We start from the raw sequence: 25558 nt of genomic DNA, 5'->3' as shown, positions 1-25558 counted from the left end.
CCGGAACCCATAACCCCTGTCTGTGAGTATGGATTCCGGGCTCGCGGGCCTTCGGCCCGCGCCCCGGAATGACTGCAGTTGTTCTCTAGAAGACGCCGAAGGACTCTCCATGTCGAAGCTGATCATCACGGCCGCCGTCACCGGCTCCGTGCACACCCCCAGCCTGTCTCCCTATCTGCCGCTGACGCCCGACGAGATCGCGGCCGACGCGATCCTCGCCGCCAAGGCCGGCGCGGCGCTCGTCCACGTGCATGCGCGCGACCCGCAGACCGGCAAGCCATCGGCCGATCCGGCCCTCTACGAGAAGATCGTGACGACGATCAGCGCCGCGACCGACGCGGCGATCTGCATCACCACGGGCGGCTCCAAGGAGATGACGGTCGCCGAGCGGGCCCGCTCGGTCGCGCTCCTGAAGCCCGAGCTCGCCTCGCTCAACACCGGCTCGATGAACTTCGCCATCCATCCGCTCGCTGCGAAGATCAAGGAGCCGCGCTTCGACTGGGAGATCCCCTTCCTGCAGGCCACCGAGGACTGGATCTTCCCGAACACCTTCAAGACGCTCGCCGAGTTCGCCACGTTCATGACCGCGGCCGGCACCAAGCCGGAGCTCGAGGTCTACGACGCCGGCATGCTGTCGAACGTGCAGTTCCTGCTCTCGACCGGCGTGCTGAAGGCGCCGATCCATCTGCAGTTCGTGCTGGGGATTCTCGGCGGCATGCAGGCGAGCGTCGGGAACCTCGTGTTCCTGCACGAGTCCGCCTGTCGGATGATCGGCGAGAAGAACTTCACCTGGTCGCTCTCGGCGGCCGGGCGCGCCCAGCTCCCGATGATGGCGACCGCCATGGGCATGGGCGGCAATGTCCGGGTCGGCCTGGAAGACAATCTCTATCTCGCCCCGAAGGTGCTGGCGAAGTCGAGCGCCGAGCAGGTCGAGCGGATCATGACGATCGCGCAGGCGCTGAGCATCCCGGTCGCCACCCCGTCCGAGGCGCGACAAATCCTCGGCCTCAAGGGCGCCGGTAATGTCGGCTGGGCCCAGAAGAGCGCCGCCGAGTAGGGGAGAGTCCTGCCGGCTTCGGCCCCTTACGCTTCGTCATGCCCGCGCTCGTCGCGGGCATCCACGACCTGGAGTGGTTCGGCTGAAGTTGCCCCACACTCCGCTCATTCCCGCGAAAGCGGGAATCCAGGGCCACCCGTCGAGCGACCCCTGGGTCCCCGCCTTCGCGGGGACGAGCGGGTGACGAATGCGACGCCACGCGCCCTGAACAAACAAATAAAGAGCCGGCGGGGAGGGGCCTCTCCGCCGGCTCTCGTTCCTTGGACGTCTTCTCTGACTGAGGCGGCCGTCAGGCGGCCGCCGCGGCGACGCCGAGTTCCATCTCGGGGACGTCGCCCTCGATGATCAGCTTGGCCGAGGTGGCGGCGACGATCTGCTCGACCGTCACGCCCGGGCCGCGCTCGCGCAGCACCAGGCCCGCATCGGTCGGCTCGATCACGGCCATGTCGGTCACGATCAGGCTGATGCGGCGGATCGAGGTGAGCGGCAGCGTGCATTTCGGCACGATCTTGGGCGCGCCCTTCGCCGTGTGGTTCATGGCGACGATGACGCGGCGGGCGCCGGTCACCAGGTCCATGGCGCCGCCCATGCCGGGCACCATCTTGCCGGGGACCACCCAGTTGGCGAGCATGCCGCGCTCGTCCACCTCTAGGGCGCCGAGCACGGTGGCGTCGAGATGACCGCCGCGGATCAGGCCGAACGAGTAGGCGCTGTCGATGGTCGCCGCGCCCGGCACGGCCGAGACGGTGCCGCCGCCGGCGTCGGTGAGGTCGGGGTCGTCCATGCCCTCGGGCGGCTTGGCGGCCAGGCCGACGATGCCGTTCTCCGACTCGAACAGCACGTTGGCGTGCTCGTCGATGTACTTGGCGACGCCGGTCGGCAGGCCGATGCCGAGATTGACCAGGCTGTTCGGCTTCAGCTCGCGGGCGACGCGGCGCTGGATGATCTCGTCGGGTTTCATCAGGCGGCCCTCTCGATCAGGTAGTCGACGACGACGCCGGGCGTCTTGACGACGTCGGGGGAGATCATGCCGACGGGAAGGATCTCGCGCGGCTCGCAGATCACGGTCGCGGCGGCGAGCGCCATGATCGGATTGAAGTTCGTCGCGGTGAGCTGGTACTGGAGGTTGCCCGAATAGTCGGCCTGGTCGGCGGCGATCAGGGCAAAGTCCGCCTTCAGCGGCTTGGCCAGCAGCCACTGCTCGCCGTCGATCTCGACCGTCTGCTGGCCTTCCGCCGCGATGGTGCCGAGACCGGTCTTGGTGAGCACGCCGCCCAGCCCGTAGCCGCCGGCCCGGATGCGCTCGACCAGCGTGCCCTGCGGCACCAGCTCGACCTCCATCTCGCCGGCGATCATCGCCTTCTGGGTCTCCGGATTGAGACCGATATGCGAGGCGACCAGCTTCTTGATGCAGCCGGCGCGGACCAGCTTGCCGATGTCGACGCCGGGGCGCGCGGTGTCGTTGGCGATCACGGTGAGATTGCGCTTGCCCGACTGGGCCAGCGCGTCGAGCAGCCGATGGGGCGACCCGACGCCCATGAAGCCGCCGATCATCAGGCGCGCGCCGTCCGGGATGAGCTTGGCGGCGTCTTCCGGTTTCAGATGAGGTTTCATCAGGACACTCGTGGTTCGGGCGATGTCCATGCGGCGGCGCGAGGAGGGGGAGGCCGCGGCGATGGCGAACGCGGTCTTATGCGGCCGCCCCGTCGCAGCCGCATCGGTAATACACCTATGTCGTAGAGCTACGTCGGGACTAAGACTGCACTCGATTCTCTTTCAAGCAGAACGTGTCGGACGCACCCGGAGGCGCGGCTCGGGTGGCGTCGCCACGCTGCGCTGTCGCGAGGACGATGGAACGATTGTCACAATAGAGAAAAATTGCCCGCAATGCGGGCGCTCGCGCAACGGTGTTTCTTTGTCCGCCACCAGACGAGGAGCAGCTGATGTCGCACAACCTTGGTGCGGCGCGGCAATCGTTTGAAATAAAAAGCCAAGTCGTAGTGGCGCGTAATAGGCCTAATACCTAGCGGTCCGAGCCGTTTGACAAAAGTCAACGTCGCTGGACGGGGGCGCGCCTACAGGCGGGTACGCGCCGCAAGCTCTGTCTCTTCTCACCAATACAATAAAGAGCACCCGACGCTAAGTAAATCTGCCTGCCAACGACAGTCGAGGCGCCGTCCTGAAGTAGTAGAACCTCCACGAGCGCCAGAACGTCCCCAATACCTTGGGAGTGCCTGCCCATGAGTTTTCTGATCTGTCTCGCTGCGCTCGGCTTCCTGATGTTCGTCGCCTATCGGGGCTACAGCGTCATCCTGTTCGCGCCCATTGCAGCAATGGGTGCCGTGCTGCTCACCGACCCGGCCGCCGTCCCGCCGATCTTCACCGGTCTCTTCATGGAGCGCATGGTCGTCTTCGTGAAGCTGTACTTCCCGGTGTTCCTGCTCGGCGCCGTGTTCGGCAAGGTGATCGAGCTGTCCGGCTTCTCGCGCTCGATCGTCTCCGCCGTCATCGGCGTGATCGGCCGTGAACGCGCCATGGTCTCGATCGTCGCGGTGTGCTGCCTGCTCACCTACGGCGGCGTCTCGCTGTTCGTCGTGGTGTTCGCGGTCTATCCGTTCGCGGCCGAGATGTTCCGCCAGAGCGACATTCCGAAACGCCTGATCCCGGGCACCATCGCGCTCGGCGCCTTCACGGCGACCATGGATTCGTTCCCCGGCACGCCGCAAATCCAGAACATCATCCCGACCACCTTCTTCAAGACGACCACCTGGGCGGCGCCGATCCTCGGCACCTTCGGCGGCCTGTTCATCCTCGCGGTCGGGCTGCTCTATCTCGAATGGCGCCGCCGCGTCGCCCTCAAGGCGGGCGAAGGCTACGGCACCGGCCACATCAACGAGCCGGAGCCGATCGCCACCGAGAAGCTGCCGAACCCGATCCTCGCGATGACGCCCCTCGTCCTCGTGCTGGTGATGAACTTCATCTTCACCGACCTGATCAAGCGGTTCTATCCGGCCACGGTCGAGGTGTCGCTCATCCCGGGCGGCTCGAAGGTCATCCAGCAGACCTCATCGGTCGCCGCCATCTGGGCCGTCGAAGGCGCCCTGATCCTCGGCATCGTGTTCGTCGTGATCTTCGGCTGGAAGGCGATCGCGTCGCGCTTCGCGGCCGGCAGCCAGCAGGCCGTCGCCGGCTCGCTGCTCGCCTCGCTCAACACCGCGTCGGAATACGGCTTCGGTGCCGTCATCGCCGCGCTGCCGGGCTTCATCTTCATCCGTGATGCCCTGACCGCGATCCCCAACCCGCTCGTCAACATCGCCATCTCGGTGACGGTGCTGGCCGGCATCACCGGCTCGGCATCGGGCGGCATGTCGATCGCGCTCGCCGCGATGGCCGACCAGTTCGTCGCCATGGCGAACGCCGCCCACATCCCGCTGGAGGTGCTGCACCGGGTGGCCTCGATGGCGTCCGGCGGCATGGACACGCTGCCCCACAACGGCGCCGTGATCACGCTGCTCAACGTCACCGGTCTGACCCACCGACAGTCCTACAAGGACATCTTCGCCATCACGGTGATCAAGACGACCAGTGTGTTCGTGGTCATCGGGTTGTACTATCTGACCGGCCTCGTCTGAGCCCGGCACCGCCGGGCGGCTCCGGCCGCCCGGCCTTCTCCGTGTCCGACCCGGCCCCGCGGCGCCGTGCGCCGATCGAGGCCGGGCCGAGGCGACCGCAGGCGGTCCACGCCGCGGCCGAGACCATCGAAGACCCGAGGAGAATCTCATGTTGAAGGGTAAAGTCGCCGTCGTGACCGGCTCGACCAGCGGCATCGGCCTGGGCGTCGCCCGGGCGCTCGCCGCCAAGGGCGCCGACATCATGCTGAACGGCTTCGGCGATCCCGCCGAGATCGAGAAGATCAAGGCCGGCATCGCCAAGGAGTTCGGCGTCAAGACCGCCTACAGCGGCGCCGACCTCTCCAAGCCGGCCGAGACCAAGGGCCTGATCGAGAGCGCCACCGCGGAGCTCGGCAAGGTCGACATCCTGGTCAACAACGCCGGCATCCAGGTGGTGTCGCCGGTGCAGGACTTCCCGGACGACAAGTGGGAGCTCGTGCTGTCGATCAACCTGTCGGCTGCCTTCTACGCCATCAAGGCGGTGGTGCCGCAGATGAAACAGCGCAACTGGGGCCGCATCATCAACATCGCCTCGGTGCACGGCCTCGTCGCCTCGATCAACAAGGCGGCCTATGTGTCGGCCAAGCACGGCCTCGTCGGCCTCACCAAGGTGGTGGCGCTGGAGAACGCCGAGACCGGCATCACCTGCAACGCCATCTGCCCCGGCTGGGTGCTCACCCCGCTGGTGCAGAAGCAGATCGACGCCTGGGCCGAGCGCGAGAGCATCAGCAACGAGGAGGCGGGTCGCCGCCTGCTGACCGAGAAGCAGCCCTCCAAGCAGTTCGTCACCCCGGATCAGCTCGGCGAGCTCGCCGTGTTCATGTGCTCGGACGCCGCCTCGCAGCTGCGCGGCGCCGCCATCAACATGGACGGCGGCTGGTACGCCCAGTAAACGCCCGGTTCTCCCCCGGAGATGCGGCCGACCGACGGCCGGGACCGAAAGGCCCCGGCCGTTTCCTTTTTTGTAGTTTGGCTAGTGTCCGAGGGGCTGCTTTGCCGCGTGTCGGGCGGCCGGCTCCGGACCCTGATCCTCGTCCTGAGGAGCGCCCGAAGGGCGCGTCTCGAAGGACGCGGTCACCTCGGGGAGTCGGGAGAGGGCGGCGCCGGCCGTTCTCAGGGCGGCGGCAGCGGCGCGCACTTGGCGGCCGAGACGGCGGCCTCGGCCATCGGCCGCAGGCCGGGCTCGGGGGCGAGCGCCCGCACCACGATCAGGCCCGTCTGGGTCGGCGATTCGACGATCAGCCGGTCGGCCGCGGTGACGTCCTCCTCGGTCGGCAGGGCGTCGCGCTGCTTGGTCGTCATCAGGTCGAGCTCGATCACCCGGCGGCCGGCGGCGCGGTCGTTGATGGCGTAATAGGCGACGCCGGTGCGGGTGTAGAAGGTGACCGAGGTGTAGGCCTGGCTCACCGGCGCGGTCAGCTTGATGGCGCCGGGGCCGAGATCGTAGCGGCACACCGAGGCCGCGAAGGCCGGATCCATGAACGGCACCGGCGCTTTCTCCGGAGTCGGCTCGCCCAGCAGCACGAAGCCGTTGACCGGCGTCACCGGCTCGAGCCGCGCATAGGCGTCGCGGGTCGCCGCCTTGGGCAGCCACAGCACCGTGACGAAGTGGACGATGCCGCCGAGGATCAGGCCGGCGAGCAGCCACAGGAGCCAGCGGATCACGAGCAGGCCTCCGTCGCCGTGATCGACGGCATCGGCGCCTCGCGCTCGGCCCGCGTCGCGATGCCGACCGGGGTGTCGTAGAGGCGCAGGACCAGGAGATAACGCTCGACGCCGCCGGTCGGCAGCCAGTTGCCGGGGCGGGCGCGCGGCGCGATCACGACCTCGAACGAGCCGTCGCTGCGGCGGACCAGCTCCTGGCTGGTGAAGCCGCTGCGGCCGAGCGAGTTGGCGACCAGGGCGCCGTCCGGCCGGTAGAGCGTCAGGGTGAAGAAGCGGGCCTGCGGGGTGACGCCGGCGAGGCGGACGTCGCAGCGGCCGTCGAGCGGCCGGCCCTTGTCGTCCTTCTCGGCGATGAAGGCGACGCCGTCGCCGAGCCCGACCGGCAGCAGGCCGCCGCGCGACACCGAGGCGCGCGCATAGGGATCGATCTCAGCGCTGCCGGCGCGCGGATAGGCCGTCCAGGCGCCGAGCGTCACGCCGCCGAAGGCGACGCCGCGGGTGAGCGCCAGCCACGTCGAGCCGAGCCCGATCGCCGCCGCGACCATCAGGGACAGAAGAGCACCGATCAGCAGCCGCACGGGAGTGTCCGATCACGTGTCGCGCGATGAGTCGCCGATGCCGCCACGACGAAACGCTTCGTCCGGGATACGGCGTCATCGCCGGGCTCGACCCGGCGATCCATCGCTTGGAAAAGACGTTTTCTCCGGATGGATGCGCGGGTCAAGCCCGCGCATGACGCCGTCGGAGATCGTTCACAAGGGGCGATCGGCGATCCAGTGCCGGAGTCGCCGGAAAATGCGTGCGCGGAGTTTGCCACGGCCGGATCGCTCGACCTCGGGTCTAGTCCCGCCGCACGGCGGGCAGGACCGGGCCGGCCGCCGCCGTCGCGCCCGGAACGAGCGCCGGCGCCTCGGTCTGCGGTCCGAGCTTCGGGGTGGTCGCCACCGCGGCGGCGCGGGCCGCCTCGTCGAGCAGGCGCTCGATGCGGACCAGCGACTGGGCGCCCTTGCTGGACAGCATGGCGGGCCGCGGCACGTCGCTGCCGTTCTCGGCGATGCGCGGGCCGATCTGAGCCGGGTTGGGCGGCAGGCCCGGGATGTTCCGCAGCTCGATGCCCTGGTGGGCGTATTCCATGATGGTGTGCCACACCATGGCCGGCATCGAGCCGCCGGTCATGCGGTTGAGCGGCGAGTAGTCGTCGTTGCCGAACCACACGCCGCAGACGAAGTTGCCGGTGAAGCCGACGAACCACGCGTCGCGGTAGGCGTTGGTCGTGCCGGTCTTGCCGGCCGCCTTGATGCCGTTGAGGATGGCGCGGCGCGCCGTGCCCTCCTCGACGACCTTGTTCATCATGAAGTTCATGTCGGCGGCGACCTGCGGCGACATCACCTCGCGCGGCTGCGGGCCGTCGCGGTCGAAGCGCCAGATGGTCTCGCCCATGCCGGTGCGCACCTCGAGCACGGCGTGCGGCCGCACCGCCTTGCCGCCGTTCGGGAAGGTCGCGTAGGCCACCGTGTGCTCGAACACCCGGACCTCGCCGGCGCCGATCGGCAGCGACGGGGTGTCGGTGAGCGGGGTGGTCAGGCCCATCGCCTTGGCGAGTGCCACCACCTTGTTGCGGCCGGCGCGGTCGTTGCCGCCGCCGGCCTTGCGGGTCAGCCACACCGCCACCGTGTTGAGCGAACGGGTCAGCGCCGAGACCATCGTGGTGGCGCCGGAGAAGCCGCCCGAATAGTTCTTCGGGCACCAGTTGCCGACGCAGATCGGGCCGTCGATCACCTGGCTGTTGGTCTTCAGCCCGGACATCAGGGCGGCCGCGTAGACGTAGGGCTTGAACGAGGAGCCCGGCTGGCGCAGCGCGTCGCTGGCCCGGTTGAACTGGCTCTCGCCGTAGTCGACGCCGCCGACGATCGCCCGGATGCCGCCGTCGAGATCGGCCACCGCGGTCGCCGCCTGCTTGGCGTGGTAGTCGCGGCCGTACTGCTTGATGGCGTCCTCGATCGCCTTCTCGGCGACCTGCTGCAGGCCCGGATCGAGCGCGGTGCGCACCACGAAGGCGCGCTCGCTGATCGACTTCGGCAGCTTGTCGACGAGCTTGCGCATCTCCTCGAAGGCGAAGTCGAGATAGTAGTTGGGGGCGCTCTCGTCGCGCCGGTCGATGGTCTTGGCCGGGTTGCGGCGGGCGCCGAACACCTGGCCCTCGGTCATGAACCCGGCCTCGACCAGGTTGTCGAGCACGACGTTGGCGCGGGCGCGCGCCGCCGGCAGGTTGATGTGCGGGGCGAACTTGGTCGGCGCCTTGAACAGGCCGGCCAGCATGGCCGCCTCGGGAAGCGTCACGTCGCGGGCCGACTTGCCGAAATAATACTGCGCCGCGGCGTCGACCCCGTAGGTGCCGCCGCCCATGTAGGCGCGGTCGAGATAGAGCTTGAGGATCTCGTTCTTGGTCAGGCGGCTTTCCAGCCACATGGCCAGGAACGCCTCCTTGACCTTGCGCTCGATGGTGCGCTCGTTCGACAGGAACAGGTTCTTGGCGAGCTGCTGGCTGAGCGAGGAGCCGCCCTGGACGACGCCGCCGGCCCGCGCATTGGTGACGACGGCGCGCAGCGTGCCGGCGATGTCGATGCCGAAATGCTCGTAGAAGCGCCGGTCCTCGGTGGCCAGCACGGCCTTGATCAGGTGGTCGGGGAAGTCCTCCAGTGGCACCGAGTCGTTGTGCTTGATGCCGCGCGCCCCGACCTCGTTGCCGTAGCGGTCGAGGAAGACGACGGCGAGCTCGGACTTCTTCAGCCAGTCCTCATCGGAGGTCTCGTTGAAGGCCGGGATGGCCAGCGCCAGCATCAGCACCAGCCCGACCAGGCCGAGGGTCAGCGCCTCCGAGGTCGGCTCGACCAGCAGCCAGCGCCGCCAGCCGCCGACATAGAAGCGGTCCATGAACACCACGAACCGCTCGACGATCTCGCGCGACCAGCGGAATCCCTTGAAGAGTCCGAAGTCGAGCCGCGAATCGAGGTCGAGCATGAAGCGCCGCAGGCGCTCCAGGAGGGAGACGCGTCGCAGCCGGTCGGGATTGTCGTCGTTCAAGGCCGCTTCCCTCTCCCCGAACCCGCCCGTCGCCGGTCCGGACCACCCGACCCCGGGAGCCCCGTCGCGGAGATCGGGGACCCGGCGGTCGAACCCGGTCGCACCGCGGCCGCCATCCGGCGCCGCCCGGCTCGTTCGAGCCCGGCCGACCCGGCACGCGACGCGGAAAAATCTCGTTTATCCGATGCGGCCCGGCGGGCCAAGGACACGCCGGTCACAAAGCCGAGGATTATGGGAGCAGTATGGCCGGGCAGCCGGCGCAGCCGGACGTGCGCGGCGTCTATGTTCTTGTCCTGTTCTTCCGGACGAAGCGAGCCGGGCTCGCCGCCCGTCGATGCCGTCCGTCAGTGCCGCCCGTCAGTGCAGGGCGCGCACCGGCGGGCCGTAGACCATCCACCTGCGCGGGTCGTAGCCGGGCGGGAAGTGGCACTCGAACGAGACGTAGTCGCCGTAGCGCCGGTGGACGCTGGTGATCCGGGCAGCCTTGTACCAGGTCGCGCAATGGGCCGCGGCGATGTCCCGATAGGTGTGCGCGATCGCCGGCGACCAGGCGATGATGCCGCCGGTGTCGTTCCCCTGGAAGGGCGGGACGTCGAGAATGCCGGCCGTCGACGGGACCGCCGCGAACGGCAGCATCAGCAGGGCGGCGATCAGGCCTTTGCGCATCGCGGACCTCGGTTCAAGTCGCAGGTTCGAACGTGTCGTCCGGCGCGGGGCGATCGGCCGGGACGGACTCCGGCCACCACGATCCCATGCCGCACCGCGATCCGGCAACCCGGGGTCGGCCGATTCCGCCCGGTTGTCGCCTCCCGGCCACAGGCCCGACCGGCGGCGTCGAGCGGCGAGTTCCGACCAATTTACCACCTCCCGAACTCGTGATCGGCCACCTAGCCCGTTCGGGGCAACTTTTTAGTGTTTCGAGGGTTTGCTTGCGCACGTGGGACCGAACCCCGGACGGGGACGATCCCACCAACACGTACACCACCAACACGTACAAATGCCGGTCACAGGCACACGTCCAAGAACACCACGTCCACAGGCACAGCGCGTCGATCAGTTCGTCTTCTCGGGAGCCGCCACCATGTCCGTCCGAACCCTGTCGCGGCGTTGCGCCGTGCTGACCGCTGTCCTGGTCGCGGCGGCCCTCGCTCTGCCCGTCGGTCCGGCGGCGGCGCGCGAGACCGACACCTCGGCCAAGAGCTTCCTGTCGGGCATCTACCAATCCTATGTGGGCAACTCGACCCAGGCCGCGAAAGGCGTGGCGCTCGACTCGCCCGAGGCGGTGAAGCGCTACTTCTCGCACGGGCTCGCCTCGGTGATTCTCGAGGACGGCGACGCCGTCGCCCGGCCGGGCGTCGGCCTGGTGCTCGGCAGCGACCCGTTCGTCGGCCGCGACGCCTGGGACATCGCCGACCTCAAGATCGACGTGAAGGAGGCCGGTCCGGCCAAGGCGGTCGGCACCGTGTCGTTCTCCAATTTCGGCAAGCCCGAGTCCGTCACGGTCGAGCTGATGAAGGTCGGCACCGCCTGGCGGGTGTCGGAGATTAAGTGGGGTCCGCTGACGCTGCGCGGCCTCTACAAGACGAAGTGGCAGGCGAGCCGTCCGCAGGCCGCTCTCGATCCCGCCGCGATGAAGTGACGTCGCCGCGCCCCGACGTCGCCGGGTGACCCGGTGCCCGCCTCAGCGCCGGGCGCCGAAGCTCCGGACCCGCACGCGCACCGGAAGCGGCTGTGCACTGCCGCCCCGCGGAGTCTCCAGCGGGGCCGCGAAGCTGGTGGCGAATGCCGCGCAGGTGAACAGCCCCGCCAGGGCCACCCCCAGGATTCCGGCTCCCAGTCCCGATTCGGCGGCCAGCAGCATCCCGTCCGCCGGCGTGTCGGTGATCACCGCGAGGCCGGCGACCGCGACCACGGCGAGCGTGCTCCCGATCAGCACCGGGCCGGCGAGGTGAGGGCCTGGGCCGTTCGAGCGTCGCGGCGGGTGGGCCATTCCAGCATCTCCGGTCGCGCATCCCCCGTCTGCTCAATCGAGGGCGGCAGGTCGCGGTTCCGCGCGGTCGCCGACCCTGCACGCCCTCGTCGTCGCGCCTCTCGGCGCCGTATAGTGCGCGCGGCGCGCCGCGATCGGCGCGTCGGGACGACTTCGTGTCGGGACGATCGGGAGAACGAGAACAATGGACATTCAGACCTGCGGCAGCGTGCCCTCGCGGCGGGCGAACCCGGACTGGTTCACCGGAACCGTCTGGCAGGACCCGGTGGTCGAGGCGCCGCCGCCGGCCCGCATCCGCTCCGCCTGGGTGCGCTTCGAGCCGTCCGCCCGCACCAACTGGCACACCCATCCGCTCGGCCAGACGCTGGTGATCGTCGCCGGCAAGGGCCGGGTGCAGACCTGGGGCGGGCCGGTGCGCGAGGTCCGGGCCGGCGACGTCGTGTGGATCCCGCCGGGCGAGAAGCACTGGCACGGCGCCGCCCTCGACGTCGCCATGGAGCATCTGGCGATGCACGAGGCCGACACCGACAACAAGCACGTCGACTGGATGGAGCCGGTCAGCGACGCCGACTATCGCGCCCCGCTCGGCACCTGAGTCTTCGGCGGCCGGCCAGAGTGCGGGCGACCGGCCGCCGCCTGCCCGCCCGACAGAAGAAAACCATCAGGGAGGACTGCCATGAGGAGTGCTTCATCGTGGAGTGCCATCTCGCGTGACAGGTTCCGTATCGTCGCGGCCCCGGCCGCGCTCGCGCTCGCCGTCGGCGTCGCCATCCCGGCTCCGGCCGCCGCCCAGCAGGGCGGCGCCATGACGTTCTTCGTCACCAGTCAGGGGCCCGGCAACGGCGGCGATCTCGGCGGCCTCGCCGGCGCCGACCGCCACTGCCAGACGCTCGCGCAAGCGGCGGGGGCCGGCGGCAAGACCTGGCGGGCCTATCTCTCGACCCAGGCGGCGGACGGGGCGCCCGCCGTCAATGCCCGCGACCGCATCGGCCGCGGCCCGTGGAGCAACGCCAAGGGCGTCGTCATCGCCAAGGACGTCGACGACCTGCACGGCGCCGGCAACAACCTCACCAAGCAGACGGCGCTGAGCGAGAAGGGCGAGGTGATCAACGGCCGCGGCGACACGCCGAACCGCCACGACATCCTCACCGGCTCGCAGGCCGACGGCCGCGCCTTCCCGCCCGGCGAGGACCGCACCTGCCGCAACTGGACGAGCAGCACGACCGGCGCCGCCATGGTCGGCCACTCCGACCGCACCGGCCTCGACGACTCGGCCCCGGCGAAGTCGTGGAACACCTCGCATCCGTCGCGCGGCCCCGGCGGCGGCTGCACCCAGGCCGACCTGCGCTCCACCGGCGGCGACGGGCTGTTGTACTGCTTCGCGGTGGAGTGAGGCCCTTGCGGCGTGCGTTCCGCCTCTCCCGGGGTGTCACCTCTCCCCGCGCGCGGGGAGAGGTCGACATTCGCGCGATCAGCGCGAATGTTGGGTGAGGGGGCGTCGCCGCGAGTCTCGGCCTTGGCGATGAGCCCCCTCATCCGTCTCGCCGCGATGCGGCGAGCCACCTTCTCCCCGCGCGGCGGGGAGAAGGGACCGGGCCGCGCCCCGAACCGACGATTTGGGGCGGCGCGGTTCCCCGGCATAAGTCCCATCCCGGACCCCGGCTCCCCCAAATCCTGTAATCGTTCTATAAGCGGCCAGCCCCGCGCACCGAGCCAGGACACGAGCCAGGATCCTTCGCCATGAACGCGCCCGCCCAAATCCTTCCGCCCTTCAAGCATTCGACCCTGTTCCCGCTGGGCAAGGACACGACGCCCTACCGCAAGATCACGTCGGAGGGGGTGCGGGTCGAGAAGGCGTTCGGCCGTGACTTCCTGGTGGTCGAGCCGAGCGCCCTGAAGGCGCTGGCCGAGGCCGCCTATGGCGACATCAGCCACCTGCTGCGGCCGGCGCATCTCAAGCAGCTTCGCGCCATCATTGAGGACCCCGAGGCGTCCGCGAACGACAAGTTCGTCGCCTTCGACTTCCTCAAGAACGCCAACATCGCGGCCGGCGGCGTGCTGCCGATGTGCCAGGACACCGGCACCGTGATCATCTCCGGCAAGAAGGGCCGGCAGGTGTGGACCGAGGGCGACGACGAGGCGGCGCTCGCCGAAGGCGCCCGCGACGCCTACCTGAAGCGCAACCTGCGCTACTCGCAGCTCGCGCCGATCTCGATGTTCGAGGAGAAGAACACGCGGAACAACCTGCCGGCCCAGATCGAGATCGCGGCCGACACCCACGGTGACGCGCTCGCCTACAAGTTCCTGTTCATCGCCAAGGGCGGCGGCTCGGCCAACAAGTCCTATCTCTACCAGGGCACGCCCTCAATCCTCACCCACGACCGGATGGTCGCGTTCCTCAAGGACAAGATCCTGTCGCTCGGCACCGCCGCCTGCCCGCCCTATCATCTGGCGATCGTGATCGGCGGCACCTCGGCCGAGCTGACGATGAAGACTGTCAAGCTCGCCTCGGTGAAGTATCTGGACGGCCTGCCGACCGAAGGCTCGGAGGACGGCCACGCCTTCCGCGACCTCAACATGGAGGCCGAGATCCTCAAGCTCACGCAGGACCTCGGCGTCGGCGCGCAGTTCGGCGGAAAGTACTTCTGTCACGACGTGCGGGTGATCCGGCTGCCGCGCCACGGCGCCTCGCTGCCGATCGGCATCGGCGTGTCGTGCTCGGCCGATCGCCAGGCGGTCGGCAAGATCACGCCGGACGGCGTGTTCCTGGAGGAGCTGGAGCACAACCCGGCCCAGTACATGCCGGAGATCGACCTCCACAAGCTCGGCGGCAAGGTCGTGCACATCGACCTGAGGAAGCCGATGAAGGAGATCCTCGCCGAGCTGACCAAGCATCCGATCAAGACGCTGTGCAAGCTCTCCGGTCCGATGATCGTCGCCCGCGATCTCGCCCACGCCAAGCTGCGCGAGCGGCTCGAAAGCGGCCAGGGCCTGCCCGACTACGTCAAGAACCACCCGATCTATTACGCCGGCCCCGCCAAGACGCCGGAGGGCTACGCCTCGGGCGCCTTCGGCCCGACCACGGCCGGCCGCATGGATTCTTATGTCGGCGACTTCCAGGCGGCGGGCGGCTCGCTGATCACGGTCGCCAAGGGCAACCGCTCGCCCGCGGTGCGCGAGGCCTGCCAGAAATACGGCGGCTTCTATCTCGCCTCGATCGGCGGCGCCGCCGCGAACCTCGCCGAGTACTGCATCAAGAAGGTCGAGGTGCTGGAATATCCCGAGCTCGGCATGGAAGCGATCTGGCGCATCGAGGTCGAGGACTTCCCCGCCTTCATCGTCGTCGACGACAAGGGCAACGACTTCTTCAAGGAGCTGAATCTGGGGTAGGGGCGGCGGCGCCGCTCGCTGTCGCGCACCGACATCGATACGTCACCCTGAGGTGCTCGGGCAAAGCCCGAGCCTCGAAGGGGGACGGCCCCCCCCCGGAGCGACGGGAGGTCGTAGTACGAACGGCCCTGAGCCTTGACCCGTCATCCTGAGGTGCCCGGCGCAGCCGGGCCTCGAAGGATGCGGCCCGGCCGGGCCGTCGCCCTTCGAGGGCTCCGCGTCGCGCAGCCGCCTCAGGGTGACGGCGAGAGTCAGTGCCCGAGGTCGTTGGTTTAACGAGGCTTGCGATGGGGGCGGTGGTCTACATGCTGCTCTGTGCCGACGGCTCCTATTATGTCGGCAGCACGAGCGACGACGGGCTCGATCGTCGCGTCGCGGAACACAATGCCGGCGCGCATCCCGAGGCGTACACGTGGTCGCGGCGTCCCGTGACGGTGGTCTGGAGCGAGCAGTTCGACCGCATCACCGATGCGATCGCGGCCGAACGTCGGCTCAAGGGGTGGAGCCGCGTGAAGAAAGAAGCTCTGGCTCGCGGGGACTGGTCCGGGCTCGTGAGAGCCGCGAAACGGCGCGGCGGGCGCGAACGAATGCCGTAGGGGCCGTCGCCCTTCGAGGCCCGGCTGCGCCGGGCACCTCAGGGTGACGGGGGAAGTTCGGGGCGTTGTGCCAGCGACCTCGGGCACTGAATCTCACCGTCACCCTGAGGTGCTCGCCAAAGGCGAGCCTCGAAGGGCGACGGCCCCTCACCGCTTCACCCGGTACTCCGTCGGCGCGCCGTTCTCGGCGCCGTCGTACATGATCAGGAGCCGCAAGGGCTGCTTCGGCGCGTCGCGCAGCACCAGCACGGTCTCGGCCTTGGCGTCCGCGGGCAGGTTCTTGGGCGGCGTCAGGGTGCCGAGCGGGGTCACCGCGCCGGTGCGGTCGCTCCAGTGCCACAGCGCCGGCGCCACCGCCTGCTCGTTGACCGGGCCGGTGAGCACGATCAGTCCGTCGCGCACCGCCGCGAGATCGCGGATGCCGGTCGTCCTGCCGAGCGGCAGCCGCGTCACCTTCGGGGCGAGCGGCTTGTCCGACGTGAACACGGCGTCGGCGTCGACGCTCAGGATGAAGCCCTCGCCGTCCACCGACGGCCCGCGAAAACCGAGATGCATGCGGCCGTCCTTGACCGCGATCCCCTCGATGTTGACGCCGTTGTGGTCGAGCGGCTGGTCGTAGAAGGCGCCGAGGCCGGCGGCCTCGCGCATCGCCTCGCCGAGTCGGCTCGACGTCTCGACCCCGGTCGGCTCCTCCTCGGAGACCGGGAAGGCGGGGCGCCCTCGGGCGTCGACCGGGAAGCGCAGCACGACGAAGCGCGCGCGCCCGGCGCCGTCGCCGTGGCGCGGGCGGCCGTGCGAGCCGATCACGTAGAAGAACCGGTCGGCGAAGGCGGCGCCCTCGGCGTCGGGATCGCCCTTCACGTCCTTGCCGACGAGGCGGATCACGGCGCCGGGCGCCAGCCTGCGGTCCTTCACCGAGAAGAACTGCGCGTACTTCTTCTCGTCGTTGACGATCAGGCAGGAGGCGAAGCGCGGTCGGGTCGGCGCGCAGGCGGCGCCCGAGAGGTTCATGCGGGCGCGCGTGCGCGGCGTCTCGTCGGCCGCCTTGCGGGCGAAGTCGCCGTCGACCGACCAGCTCTTCGTCTCGGGCGCGAGCGCCGGCATCTCGGCGACGGCCGGCACCGTGAGCCCGGCCAGCCAGAGCATCCCGCCGAGCGCGGCGCCCAGGACCCGGGCGACTGCGGCGGCGGGACGTCGGGTGCGAAGAGACGTCGGGCCTGGCGGCGGCGGGCGAAGCGGCATGGTGGAAGCCCTCGTGATCGTCGGCTCCACCTAGCGCTGCCCTGGTATGCGGCGCAACACCCGTCGCGGCGCCCGCCGGGGATGGTTTCGGAGTCCAAAAGGCGCTTTCATGCGGCGGAGTGCCGCCGTGGCCACACGCCCGGCGGGGGCAGGGTCGGAGCCGGGCCGGGCCTGCCCGCATTGCCAGTCAAAGGATGTTCCCATGCCGACCTTTTCGCCCGTCTCGCGCCGCCTCGTCCTGTCCGGGCTCGCGGCCACGCTGCTGCCCGTCTCGGCCCGCGGGGCCGAGGACGTGTGGCCGAGCCGGCCCATCACCATGATCGTGCCGTTCGCGGCCGGCGGCTCCACCGACGTGATCGGCCGGGTCGTCGCCGAGGGGCTGCGCCAGGAGCTCGGCCAGCCGGTGCTGGTCGACAACCGCGGCGGCGCCGGCGGCACCATCGGCACGGCGGCGATCGTCAAGGCGCAGCCCGACGGCTACACGATCGGCATGGGCACGGCCTCGACGCTCGCCATCAACCCGGCCGCCTACAAGACCCTCGGCTACGACGTGCTCACCGGCCTGATCCCGGTGTCGAACATCGCCGCGGTGCCGAACATCATGACGATCAACCCCAGCGTGCCGGCGACCGACATGAAGAGCTTCGTCGCCCTCGCCAAGGGGCAGCCCGGCAAGCTCGCCTATGCGTCGGCCGGCATCGGCTCGGTGTCGCATCTGATGGGCGAGCAGCTCAAGCTCGCGACCGGTACCGACATCGTCCACGTGCCGTATCGCGGCATCGGCCCGGCCCTCAACGACACGGTCGGCGGCCAGGTGCAGGTGCTGTTCGACAACCTGCCCTCGACGCTGCCGATGGTGCAGGCCGGCAAGCTGAGGGCGCTCGCCGTATCGGGACCGAAGCGCGTCGACGCGCTGCCCGACGTGCCGACCTTCACCGAGCTCGGCCTCGACGACCTCGGCTGGATGGCGTTCTTCGGCATCGTGGTGCCGGAGAAGACGCCGCCCGCGATCGTGGCGAAGCTGCACGCCGCGACCGTCCGGGCGCTCGGCCACGCGGACGTGAAGAGCCGCCTCGTCGCCCAGCAGGCCGTCGTCGTCGGCAACACGCCGGCGGAGTTCGCCGCCGAGATCAGGCGCGACCTCGACCGCATGAAGCGCGCCGTCGCGGCGGCGAAGATCGAGCTGAACTGATCAGGTCTCGAGTCCGTGTCCCGGACGCGATGCGCCGCATCGCGAGCCGGGACACAGGGGCGTCGGACGAGGCGTCTGCTGACGGCTCTGTTTGGCGTCGGATTGTATGACGCAGCCTCACTTTCCGCTCGTCCCCGCGAAGACGGGGACCCAGGGCCGCACGACGCGTGGCTCTGGATTCCCGCCTACGCGGGAATGAGCGGCGTGGGTCGATTTCAGCGGAAGCTGATCGAGGTGTCTTGCGTGCCGCCCTGGGCCCCGGCTCGGCGGCCTGTCGGGCTTGCGGCCCGATAGGCCTTGTCCGGGGCACGAGGCCGAGCGTCACGCGGGCGCTGTCGTCCCGAACCGCCTGGCCAGCAGATGATCCAGCGATACGGTGCCGGCGCCGCGGGTCATCAGGATCAGCAGGCAGGCCGCCCAGGTGCCGTGCGTCGGCCACGCATCCGGATAGACCAGGAGCTGGATCACCAGCGTCATGATCAGCAGCGCGAGCGCCGAGAGGCGCGTCGCGAGCCCGAGCACCAGCAGCGCCGGGAACAGATGCTCGGCGATCGCCGCCGCGGTCGCTGCGAGCGCCGGATCGACCAGCGGCAGCCGGTACTCGTCGCGGAACAGGTCGACGACCGAATCGGAGAGGCCGAAGCCCGACACCTTGGTCTGGCCGGAGCGCCAGAACACCCCGGCGATCGACAGCCGCGCGACGAGCGCGACCAGCGAATAGGGGATGCGCTCCAGCGCGGCCGTGACGCCTCGCGCCGCGGCGACGAGGGGCGATGGTGCGGAACGGGACAGGGTGGCGTCGGTCATGGCGCAGCCTCCGGAGCCGGGGTGAGGGCGGCCGCCGCACCGCTGCCGATCAACAGCGCGAGCGTGGCGGTGGGATCGAAGCTCTCGTCGTCCGCGAGCGCGGCACCAAGCGCGTCGGCGATCGTGGCGTCGTCCTGCAATGCGCCGAGAAACGTGGCAGCGCCGCGCGGCAGGCGCAGCACCCCGACGGTGAGATGCGGGCGGACCACCAGCGCGTCCTCGGCTGTGCCGAAGTCGACCAGGCCGAGCGGCGCCTCGCCGCTGTTCATGGCCCAGATCGTCACGACCGGGTGTTGCGAGCGGACGATCGCGGCGGAGGGATGCAGCTGCACCCGCATCGCGCCGAGCGTGTCCGGATCGATCGCGGAGAAGTCGGCGGGAGCGAGCGGCACCGCGTCGGCGGCGTGATAGGCCCGCGTGCGCGCCGCCTCGAGTCGCGCCACCTCGGCGAGCCACGGCATGTCGGCCGTCGGCTGGAACGCCTTCACGAAAGCCGGGAAGTGGTCGCCATATGACATCAGCAGCGGCGAGCGCGGCGGCTGCGCCCGCACGAAGGTGCGCGCCATCGCGGTGAAGAACTCATCGCCGACGATGCGTTCGGTCGCCGGGAATCGCGTCCGCAAGGCCTCGATCAGCGAGACCATGACGTTGTTGCGATAGACTGCGAACCGCGTCTCTGGATGCCGCGCCGTGTGCGACGTGATCTCGTCCGGCAGTCGCCGGTCCGGATCGAGCAGGGCGGCCGCAAATGGGGCGGTGCTCATGCGGCGTCCTTCCGGGCCGACGAGCGAGTCAGAACGCCGCGCGCCCGCTCCGCCTGCGCGCGCAGCACCGGCCAGTCCGGCACGTCGTTGTCCCATTCGATCAGGGTCGGCAGTGGCCCGGTGCGGGCGATCACCTGCGCATAGAGGGCCCACACCGGATCGGCGACCGGGGTGCCGTGGGCGTCGATCAGCAGCGGCGCGCCGATCTCGTCCTTCGTCTCGGCGTGGCCGCCAAGATGGATCTCCCGCACGTGCTCCAGCGGAAAGTCTTCAGATAGGCCTCCGCCGCGGTGCCGTGGTTGGTGGCCGAGACGAAGACGTTGTTGACGTCGAGCAGGAGCCCGCAGCCGGTGCGACGCGCGACCTCTCGCAGGAAGTCCGTCTCGGCGAGCGTGCTGGTCGCGAACAGCACGTAGGTCGACGGGTTCTCCAGCAACATCTGGCGCCGCAGCGCGGTCTGCACCGTGTCGACATGCTCGCACACGCGGGCGAGCGTCTCGGTCGTGTAGGGCAAGGGGAGGAGGTCGTTATAATAAACGGCGTCGTGCGACGACCAGGCGAGATGCTCGGAAAAGCTCGCCGGCGGGTGGCGGGCGCACAGCGCCGCCAGGCGGGCGAGATGCGCGGGATCGAGCGGGCGCATCGCCCCGATCGACAGGCCGACACCGTGGATCGACAGCGCGTATCGCTCGCGCAACGCGGCGAGCATCGCGTGCGGCGGGCCCCCGGCGCCCATGTAGTTCTCGGCGTGGATCTCGACGAAGCCGAGCGGGTCGGCATCGCCGAGCAGGCCGTCGAGATGCTGCGGCTTGAAGCCGACGCCGGCATCGAGGGGCAGGGCGGAGCGGGAGAAGGTCATGAGGGTTTCGTCGTGTTTGCCGAGCGAGGATCGACGGCGCGGCGGGGCGCAGGCGCCGCCGCGCCGTCCCGATCGGTGCGGCCTGATCAGTTCGACCTGATCAGCTCGCCTTGGCGGTCAGCGAGCCCATGCCCTTCGGGGTCTGCATGGTCGTGCAGGTGCCCTTGGCGACGTACTTCCAGGCGTTGCCCTGGTAGTCGACCTTGGAGGTGCCGGCGCAGGTGGTGCCGGGGCCGGCCGCGCAGTCGTTCTGCCCCTTCAGGGCGACGCCGTAGCACTTCTCCTTGTCGGAGCCCTGCGCCGTGGCGGGCGAGGCGGCGAGCGACAGCGCCGCGGCGAGCGAGCCGGCGAGCACGGCGGCGAGGGCGGGCTTGGTGGTCATCACATGATCTCCGTGAGAAGAGGGTCCGTCGCGGCGCCCCGTCCGGGGCGCCGCAGGCGGGCCTGAGCGGCCGGCCGTACAGGCTCTTACGCAACCGGACACCATCGGTTACGTCTTCACGGCCATGTGTTCCGGAAGCGACCGTCGTCACGCCTTCGTGCCGTGGCGGTGTGGCGTGTAACAATTCCGGTGTCGTGCCCGAAGGGACCATCACGGGTGAGCACGGACGACGACGATTGGAGCGGACTGATGCGGCTGGCGCTCGCGGGCGACGCGGCGGCCTAAGACCGTTGCCTGCGCGGCATGGCGGCGCGGCTGCGCGCCGGCGTGCGCCGCGCGATCGTGCGGGCGGGGCTCGCCGCCAACGATGCCGAGGACGTCGTCCAGGAGATCCTGCTCGCCGTCCATCTCAAGCGCCACACCTGGGACGCGGCGCGTCCGATCGGCCCGTGGCTCGGCGCCATCGCCCGCCACAAGACGATCGACGCGATCCGCCGTCGCGGCGGCCGCGCCGGCGTGCCGCTCGACGACGTCGTCGACACGCTGGCGGCGCCGTCCGAGGAGCCGGCGATCCGCGAGACCGAGCTGGCTCGTGCGCTCGAGACGCTGCCGGCCGGCGAGCGGGCCGCCGTCACGGCGATCGCGGTGGACGGCGCCGGCATCGCCGAGGCGGCGAAGACGCTCGGCACCAGCGAGGGGGCGCTGCGGGTCGCGTTGCATCGCGGCCTCGCTCGGCTGAGCCGCACCGCCGCCGAGCGCACATGAGACACGCACGCGAGACCCACGAGACCGGGACGAGCGGAATCTGGACACACGGACGCTGGACATGAGAACCGACGATCTGCTCCGCACCCTGGTGGCCGACGGCGACGTGACGGAGCGCCGGCTCGCCGTCGCGCTGCCGCTCGCGGCCGGCGCCGGGCTCTTGGTCGCCGGCGCGCTGTTCGGGCTCGTGCTCGGGCCGCGGGCCGACCTCGCGACCGCGGCCCAGACGCTGCGCTTCGTCCTCAAGCCGGTGGAAATGGGGCTGTTCGCGATCGTCGCCGCGGCGCTCGCGGTCGGGCTCGCCGAGCCGGCCACGCCGGTGCGCCGGATCGCCGCCGGCCTCGCGGCCCCGGCCGGCCTGCTCGGGATCTCGGTCGCGGTCGAGCTCGCCACGGTGCCGTCCGCCGACTGGGGCCGGCGTCTCGCCGGAAGCAACGCCCGGGTCTGCCTCGTCGCCATCCCGCTGCTCTCGGTCCCGGTCCTGGTCGCGACCCTGTGGGCACTGCGCGGCGGCGCCCCTCTGCACCCGGCGCGGGCCGGTGCGGCGGCCGGCCTGTTCAGCGCCGCCGTGGCGGCTGCTCTCTACGCCCTCCATTGCACCGATGATTCACCGCTGTTCGTCGCCACCTGGTACGGGCTGGCGACCGCCCTGGTCGTGGCCGTGGGGGCGCTCGCCGGACCGCGCGTGCTGCGCTGGTAGCGGGCGCCGCCGGTCGACCGCCGGAACAATCCGCCCGGGCCGCTCTTGGACATCCGACTTGGACATCCTTCTTGGATAACCGTCGCGGCCCCGCCGGCGCGCGACCCCACCGTCCATCCGCAGGAGACGCGCTCATGCAGACCGATCGCCGTTCCGCCGATCCCCGCAGCGACCGTTTCGAGAGGCTTCTCGGCTCGGCCGTGGTCGCGGTCTGGGACCGCCTGCCGCAGGACGTGCAGCAGGACCTGTTCGAGGAGGCCGTGCTGGCCGGCCACGCCAGCGAGCGCGACGAGGCGCTGCGCGAGAAGCTCGCCGTGTTCCTGCACGATCATCACGCGCGCACGGCCGACGCCTGAGCGGACGTCGGTTCGGGTCGGATCGGTCGCGCCGGTGAGGACTTGTTCGCCGCGTTCGGTTTCGATTCGTGTCGCGGCGGCGCGGGCCCTTCAGGCGGGGAGCGTCCGGGCCTAGGGTGGGTGCGCCGTTTTTGCGCCGCGCTTTCCCGGCAGAAGGACCGCCATGCGCCCGATCCCCCTGATTCTCGCCGCCGCCCTGCTCGGAGCCATCGCCGGTCCGGCGACGGCCGCGCCGGCCGATTCGGCCGCGGTGCCGTCCGCCGCCAAGGCCGGGACGGCCGCGCCCACCGCCGGCCCCGCCAAGAAGCGGACCAAGGTGACGGTGCGACGGTCGCGCGGCGGCTACGGCTTCCTGCCCGGCTACGAGCCGCCGCAGGACACCAGCCCCTACCGGTCTCGCGATTCGTGGATCGCCCGTCCCTACGGGCCGGGCCGGCGCTATCTCACCCCGGACGGCTGGCAGTGGGTCTATGGCTGGGGCGGCGCCCGCTTCTACCAGGGCCGCTGGAACGGCGGCGGCTTCGGCCCGTGCTGGACCGACACGCCGATCGGCCCGGTGTGGAACTGCGGCAAGTAGGCGCCGCCGTCAGGGCTTCGCCGGGGCCGCGGGGGCCGGTGGAGCCGTCGGCGCGGCGCCTTTCGGCGCATCCGCGGGGGCGGCGTCCTTCGGCGCCGCATCGGGCGGCACGTCGCGCACGCGCAGGCAGGCCGTCTCGCGCGGCAGGCAGGCCGGCCCCGGATTGGCGCACACGACCTTGCCGTCCTCACCCCTCAGGCAGGTGACGCAGCCGTCGCCCCAGGCCAGGCAGGCCGGAGTCTTCGCCCCGAACGCCTGAACGGCGGCCCGCTCGGCCGCGAGCGCGGCGTCCGCAGCCGTGTCGCCGGCGGCATCGCCGCCCGGGCTCGGCGGCGCGGTCGGCGCCGGCACCGCGATGTCGTCCGGCCCGGGCAGGTCGGCCGCCCCGAGCGGCGTCACCAGCGCGGCCGCGGCGAGGACGATCACGATCGCCCGAGACCTCGGCACGCGCGACGAGGGGCGCAACATCGGCATGACGGCAGTCCTTCGGCTTCTGGGGCTCCGACCGCTGCCGCATAGCACGCCCGGCGCGCGACGCCAGCCGTCGACCGGCGACCTGATCCGGAAGCGAGCCGCGCGTCCAACGGTATGAATGCAGGACGTAAAGAGAACATATTGCGAAATGAGAACAGATGGTGTACGGTCTAGCTCATGGAGGCGCGGCCTGCGTTGTCGGCCCTCCGAATCCCGGGCATAGAGGAGGCGTTGATGGCGTCGGCCCCCCTGCGAGTCGTTGAGAATACCTCCATGGACAAGACCAAGGCCCTCGATGCCGCGCTCACCCAGATCGAGCGCGCCTTCGGCAAGGGCTCGATCATGCGGCTCGGCAAGTCGACCAAGCCGCTCGAGGTGGACACGGTATCGACCGGCTCGCTCGGCCTCGACATCGCGCTCGGCGTCGGCGGGCTGCCGCGCGGCCGTGTGGTCGAGATTTTCGGCCCCGAATCCTCGGGCAAGACGACGCTGGCGCTGCACACCGTCGCCGAGGCGCAGAAGAAGGGCGGCATCTGCGCCTTCGTGGACGCCGAGCACGCCCTCGACCCGGTCTATGCCCGCAAGCTCGGCGTCAATCTCGACGACCTCCTGATCTCGCAGCCGGACGCCGGCGAGCAGGCGCTGGAGATCGCCGACACGCTGGTGCGCTCGGGCGCCGTCGACGTGCTGGTGGTCGATTCGGTCGCCGCGCTGGTGCCGCGCGCCGAGCTCGAGGGCGACATGGGCGACGCCCAGCCCGGCATGCAGGCGCGCCTGATGAGCCAGGCGCTGCGCAAGCTGACGGCGTCGATCAGCCGCTCCAACACCATGGTGATCTTCATCAACCAGATCCGCATGAAGATCGGCGTGATGTACGGCTCGCCCGAGACCACGACGGGCGGCAACGCGCTCAAGTTCTACGCCTCGGTGCGCCTCGACATCCGCCGCATCGGCGCGATCAAGGAGCGCGAGGAGGTCGTCGGCAACCAGACCCGCGTCAAGGTGGTGAAGAACAAGCTCGCCCCGCCGTTCAAGCAGGTCGAGTTCGACATCATGTACGGCGAGGGCGTCTCCAAGCTCGGCGAGATCATCGACCTCGGCGTCAAGGCCGGGATCGTCGAGAAGTCGGGCGCCTGGTTCTCCTACGACTCGACCCGCATCGGCCAGGGCCGCGAGAACGCCAAGACGTTCCTGCGCAACAATCCCGACGTCGCCGCCAAGATCGAGCAGGCGGTCCGCCAGAACGCCGGCCTGATCGCCGAGCAGATCCTCGCGGGCGAGCCCGAGGAGGACGACGACGAGGGCGCCGAGGAGTAGGCGCGTCTCGCATCGACAGCCGGCGCCGCACGCGGTGCCGGGTCGAGATCATCGGAGTGCGGTCCGACCCGCCCGGGACGGAGCGCGCTCCGCAGCGTTTCGATCCCCGGCACTGTTTCGCGTGTCGGCGTTTCGCATGTCGGCCGTGTGTCGGCAGGAGTGTTTAGAGAGCTGAGCCTCCGTGGTGGGATGGCCAGCGGACGTCTCCGCCCGACGATCTCGCGATCGTGCGGGGCGGAGACGTTCGGACTTGCCGCGGTCCGTATCGGGGGGGGCGACTCCAGCGCCGCGATTGGCCGCCTGCGGCGTCGCGACGGATCGCGTCTCGACCCGCCGCCGTCGGCCCCGCGCCGGCCGCTCCGGCATCCGACGGCTCGCCTCCGGCGCCGCGACGGGGCGCCACCCTGTCCCGACGAGACGCTCCGGCATCCCGACCGGCCGCTCCGGGGGACCGATCGGCTAGGTCCGCCTTCGGCGTGGCGACGATCGGGCGCCGCGATTCTTGTTCATGGACGGCGAAAACCGACGCCTCGGCCGGCCGGCTCTGCTATGGGCCACAGGCAACCGAGACGAGGAGCAACCGGTGACGTCACCCACGGCCCCCCCGGTCGTCGGCCCGGACGGGCGCGCTGGCCCGCGGCACCCGTCCGGGCCGACGACCGGGGGGGCC

General features: G+C 70.3%; 26 protein-coding genes and 1 pseudogene. 14 read left to right on the top strand and 13 right to left on the bottom strand.

The window, feature by feature from the left end; genetic code table 11:
- The first annotated feature begins 109 nt into the window (after positions 1 to 109).
- Positions 110 to 1057: a beta-keto acid cleavage family enzyme gene (locus CCR97_RS20020; RefSeq protein WP_111360729.1), complete on the top strand. Its 948-nt coding sequence runs from the start codon at positions 110 to 112 to the stop codon at positions 1055 to 1057.
- A 289-nt stretch (positions 1058 to 1346) separates the two neighbouring features.
- Here CCR97_RS20020 and CCR97_RS20015 read toward each other — a convergent pair whose 3' ends face one another.
- Positions 1347 to 2018: a 3-oxoacid CoA-transferase subunit B gene (locus CCR97_RS20015; RefSeq protein ID WP_111360026.1), complete on the bottom strand. Its 672-nt coding sequence runs from the start codon at positions 2016 to 2018 to the stop codon at positions 1347 to 1349.
- On the bottom strand, positions 2018 to 2671 hold the full coding sequence (locus tag CCR97_RS20010; protein WP_111360027.1) for a CoA transferase subunit A: 654 nt from the start codon (positions 2669 to 2671) through the stop codon (positions 2018 to 2020). The genes CCR97_RS20015 and CCR97_RS20010 overlap by 1 nt, the downstream gene beginning before the upstream one ends.
- A 626-nt stretch (positions 2672 to 3297) precedes the next feature.
- Here CCR97_RS20010 and CCR97_RS20005 point away from each other — a divergent pair.
- Positions 3298 to 4689 carry a GntP family permease gene (locus tag CCR97_RS20005; protein ID WP_111360028.1) on the top strand — a complete coding sequence of 464 codons (1392 nt, stop codon included), beginning with the start codon at positions 3298 to 3300 and terminating at the stop codon, positions 4687 to 4689.
- 148 nt (positions 4690 to 4837) lie between these two features.
- Entirely contained in the window at positions 4838 to 5620 is a 783-nt protein-coding gene (locus CCR97_RS20000; RefSeq protein WP_111358631.1) for a 3-hydroxybutyrate dehydrogenase, read from the top strand.
- A gap of 221 nt (positions 5621 to 5841) precedes the next feature.
- Here the strand turns inward: CCR97_RS20000 and CCR97_RS19995 are convergent, their stop codons facing one another.
- From CCR97_RS19995 to CCR97_RS19980, 4 genes are all read right to left on the bottom strand, one after another.
- Positions 5842 to 6393: a DUF1254 domain-containing protein gene (locus CCR97_RS19995; protein WP_111358632.1), complete on the bottom strand. Its 552-nt coding sequence runs from the start codon at positions 6391 to 6393 to the stop codon at positions 5842 to 5844.
- Positions 6390 to 6971: a DUF1214 domain-containing protein gene (locus CCR97_RS19990; RefSeq protein ID WP_111358633.1), complete on the bottom strand. Its 582-nt coding sequence runs from the start codon at positions 6969 to 6971 to the stop codon at positions 6390 to 6392. Before CCR97_RS19990 ends, CCR97_RS19995 begins: the two co-directional genes overlap by 4 nt.
- Before the next feature lie 262 nt (positions 6972 to 7233).
- Positions 7234 to 9414, bottom strand: coding sequence for a transglycosylase domain-containing protein (locus CCR97_RS19985; RefSeq protein WP_111358639.1), 2181 nt, complete (start codon positions 9412 to 9414; stop codon positions 7234 to 7236).
- A gap of 420 nt (positions 9415 to 9834) precedes the next feature.
- The gene (locus CCR97_RS19980) at positions 9835 to 10143 is read right to left on the bottom strand and encodes a hypothetical protein (RefSeq protein ID WP_111358634.1); all 309 of its coding nucleotides are present in this window, start codon (positions 10141 to 10143) and stop codon (positions 9835 to 9837) included.
- A gap of 415 nt (positions 10144 to 10558) precedes the next feature.
- Between CCR97_RS19980 and CCR97_RS19975 the strand changes: the two genes are divergently transcribed.
- On the top strand, positions 10559 to 11116 hold the full coding sequence (locus CCR97_RS19975; RefSeq protein ID WP_111358635.1) for a hypothetical protein: 558 nt from the start codon (positions 10559 to 10561) through the stop codon (positions 11114 to 11116).
- Between the two features lie 42 nt (positions 11117 to 11158).
- Here the strand turns inward: CCR97_RS19975 and CCR97_RS19970 are convergent, their stop codons facing one another.
- Positions 11159 to 11467 (bottom strand): hypothetical protein, encoded by a 309-nt coding sequence (locus tag CCR97_RS19970; RefSeq protein ID WP_146618829.1) that lies wholly within the window; start codon positions 11465 to 11467, stop codon positions 11159 to 11161.
- A 184-nt stretch (positions 11468 to 11651) separates the two neighbouring features.
- Between CCR97_RS19970 and CCR97_RS19965 the strand changes: the two genes are divergently transcribed.
- The 4 genes from CCR97_RS19965 (at position 11652) to CCR97_RS19950 (ending at position 15453) form a co-directional block, all read left to right on the top strand.
- Complete coding sequence (locus CCR97_RS19965; RefSeq protein ID WP_111358637.1) at positions 11652 to 12062, top strand: (R)-mandelonitrile lyase; 411 nt, start codon at positions 11652 to 11654, stop codon at positions 12060 to 12062.
- An 81-nt stretch (positions 12063 to 12143) separates the two neighbouring features.
- Complete coding sequence (locus CCR97_RS19960) at positions 12144 to 12860, top strand: lectin (RefSeq protein ID WP_111358638.1); 717 nt, start codon at positions 12144 to 12146, stop codon at positions 12858 to 12860.
- A 347-nt stretch (positions 12861 to 13207) separates the two neighbouring features.
- On the top strand, positions 13208 to 14857 hold the full coding sequence (locus tag CCR97_RS19955) for a fumarate hydratase (RefSeq protein WP_111360424.1): 1650 nt from the start codon (positions 13208 to 13210) through the stop codon (positions 14855 to 14857).
- Between the two features lie 287 nt (positions 14858 to 15144).
- Positions 15145 to 15453: a GIY-YIG nuclease family protein gene (locus CCR97_RS19950; protein WP_111360425.1), complete on the top strand. Its 309-nt coding sequence runs from the start codon at positions 15145 to 15147 to the stop codon at positions 15451 to 15453.
- Between the two features lie 147 nt (positions 15454 to 15600).
- Here CCR97_RS19950 and CCR97_RS19945 read toward each other — a convergent pair whose 3' ends face one another.
- On the bottom strand, positions 15601 to 16599 hold the full coding sequence (locus CCR97_RS19945; RefSeq protein WP_111359669.1) for a DUF3616 domain-containing protein: 999 nt from the start codon (positions 16597 to 16599) through the stop codon (positions 15601 to 15603).
- Between the two features lie 298 nt (positions 16600 to 16897).
- On the opposite strand from CCR97_RS19945, the gene CCR97_RS19940 reads away from it, so the two are divergent.
- Positions 16898 to 17887: a Bug family tripartite tricarboxylate transporter substrate binding protein gene (locus CCR97_RS19940; RefSeq protein WP_111359670.1), complete on the top strand. Its 990-nt coding sequence runs from the start codon at positions 16898 to 16900 to the stop codon at positions 17885 to 17887.
- 321 nt (positions 17888 to 18208) lie between these two features.
- Here CCR97_RS19940 and CCR97_RS19935 read toward each other — a convergent pair whose 3' ends face one another.
- The 4 genes and pseudogenes from CCR97_RS19935 to CCR97_RS19920 form a co-directional block, all read right to left on the bottom strand.
- Positions 18209 to 18694, bottom strand: a complete 486-nt coding sequence (locus CCR97_RS19935) for a DoxX family protein (RefSeq protein ID WP_111359671.1) — start codon at positions 18692 to 18694, stop codon at positions 18209 to 18211.
- Positions 18691 to 19458, bottom strand: a complete 768-nt coding sequence (locus tag CCR97_RS19930) for an HvfC/BufC N-terminal domain-containing protein (protein WP_111359672.1) — start codon at positions 19456 to 19458, stop codon at positions 18691 to 18693. The genes CCR97_RS19935 and CCR97_RS19930 overlap by 4 nt, the downstream gene beginning before the upstream one ends.
- Positions 19455 to 20317: pseudogene (bufB, locus tag CCR97_RS19925) on the bottom strand (MNIO family bufferin maturase). Before bufB ends, CCR97_RS19930 begins: the two are co-directional and overlap by 4 nt.
- A 100-nt stretch (positions 20318 to 20417) precedes the next feature.
- Entirely contained in the window at positions 20418 to 20699 is a 282-nt protein-coding gene (locus tag CCR97_RS19920; protein ID WP_111359178.1) for a BufA1 family periplasmic bufferin-type metallophore, read from the bottom strand.
- A 303-nt stretch (positions 20700 to 21002) separates the two neighbouring features.
- On the opposite strand from CCR97_RS19920, the gene CCR97_RS19915 reads away from it, so the two are divergent.
- The 4 genes from CCR97_RS19915 (at position 21003) to CCR97_RS19900 (ending at position 23097) form a co-directional block, all read left to right on the top strand.
- The gene (locus CCR97_RS19915) at positions 21003 to 21464 is read left to right on the top strand and encodes a sigma-70 family RNA polymerase sigma factor (protein WP_338049119.1); all 462 of its coding nucleotides are present in this window, start codon (positions 21003 to 21005) and stop codon (positions 21462 to 21464) included.
- Positions 21465 to 21525: 61 nt separating this feature from the next.
- Positions 21526 to 22164 (top strand): NrsF family protein, encoded by a 639-nt coding sequence (locus tag CCR97_RS19910; RefSeq protein ID WP_111359179.1) that lies wholly within the window; start codon positions 21526 to 21528, stop codon positions 22162 to 22164.
- A 134-nt stretch (positions 22165 to 22298) separates the two neighbouring features.
- Positions 22299 to 22520, top strand: a complete 222-nt coding sequence (locus CCR97_RS19905; RefSeq protein ID WP_111359180.1) for a hypothetical protein — start codon at positions 22299 to 22301, stop codon at positions 22518 to 22520.
- A 163-nt stretch (positions 22521 to 22683) separates the two neighbouring features.
- A complete protein-coding gene (locus tag CCR97_RS19900) occupies positions 22684 to 23097 on the top strand; it encodes a hypothetical protein (protein ID WP_111359181.1) in 414 nt (137 codons plus the stop codon).
- Between the two features lie 9 nt (positions 23098 to 23106).
- Here CCR97_RS19900 and CCR97_RS19895 read toward each other — a convergent pair whose 3' ends face one another.
- Positions 23107 to 23571 carry a hypothetical protein gene (locus CCR97_RS19895; RefSeq protein ID WP_111359182.1) on the bottom strand — a complete coding sequence of 155 codons (465 nt, stop codon included), beginning with the start codon at positions 23569 to 23571 and terminating at the stop codon, positions 23107 to 23109.
- Between the two features lie 234 nt (positions 23572 to 23805).
- Here CCR97_RS19895 and recA point away from each other — a divergent pair, with 234 nt between their 5' ends.
- A complete protein-coding gene (gene recA, locus CCR97_RS19890) occupies positions 23806 to 24888 on the top strand; it encodes a recombinase RecA (RefSeq protein ID WP_111359183.1) in 1083 nt (360 codons plus the stop codon).
- The last annotated feature ends 670 nt before the right edge of the window (positions 24889 to 25558 follow it).

It is taken from the genome of Rhodoplanes elegans, assembly GCF_016653355.1.
Taxonomy (GTDB): Bacteria; Pseudomonadota; Alphaproteobacteria; order Rhizobiales; family Xanthobacteraceae; genus Rhodoplanes; species Rhodoplanes elegans.
The sequence above is the reverse complement of the archived record's forward strand: the minus strand, read 5'-3'. Positions and strand labels throughout refer to the sequence as shown.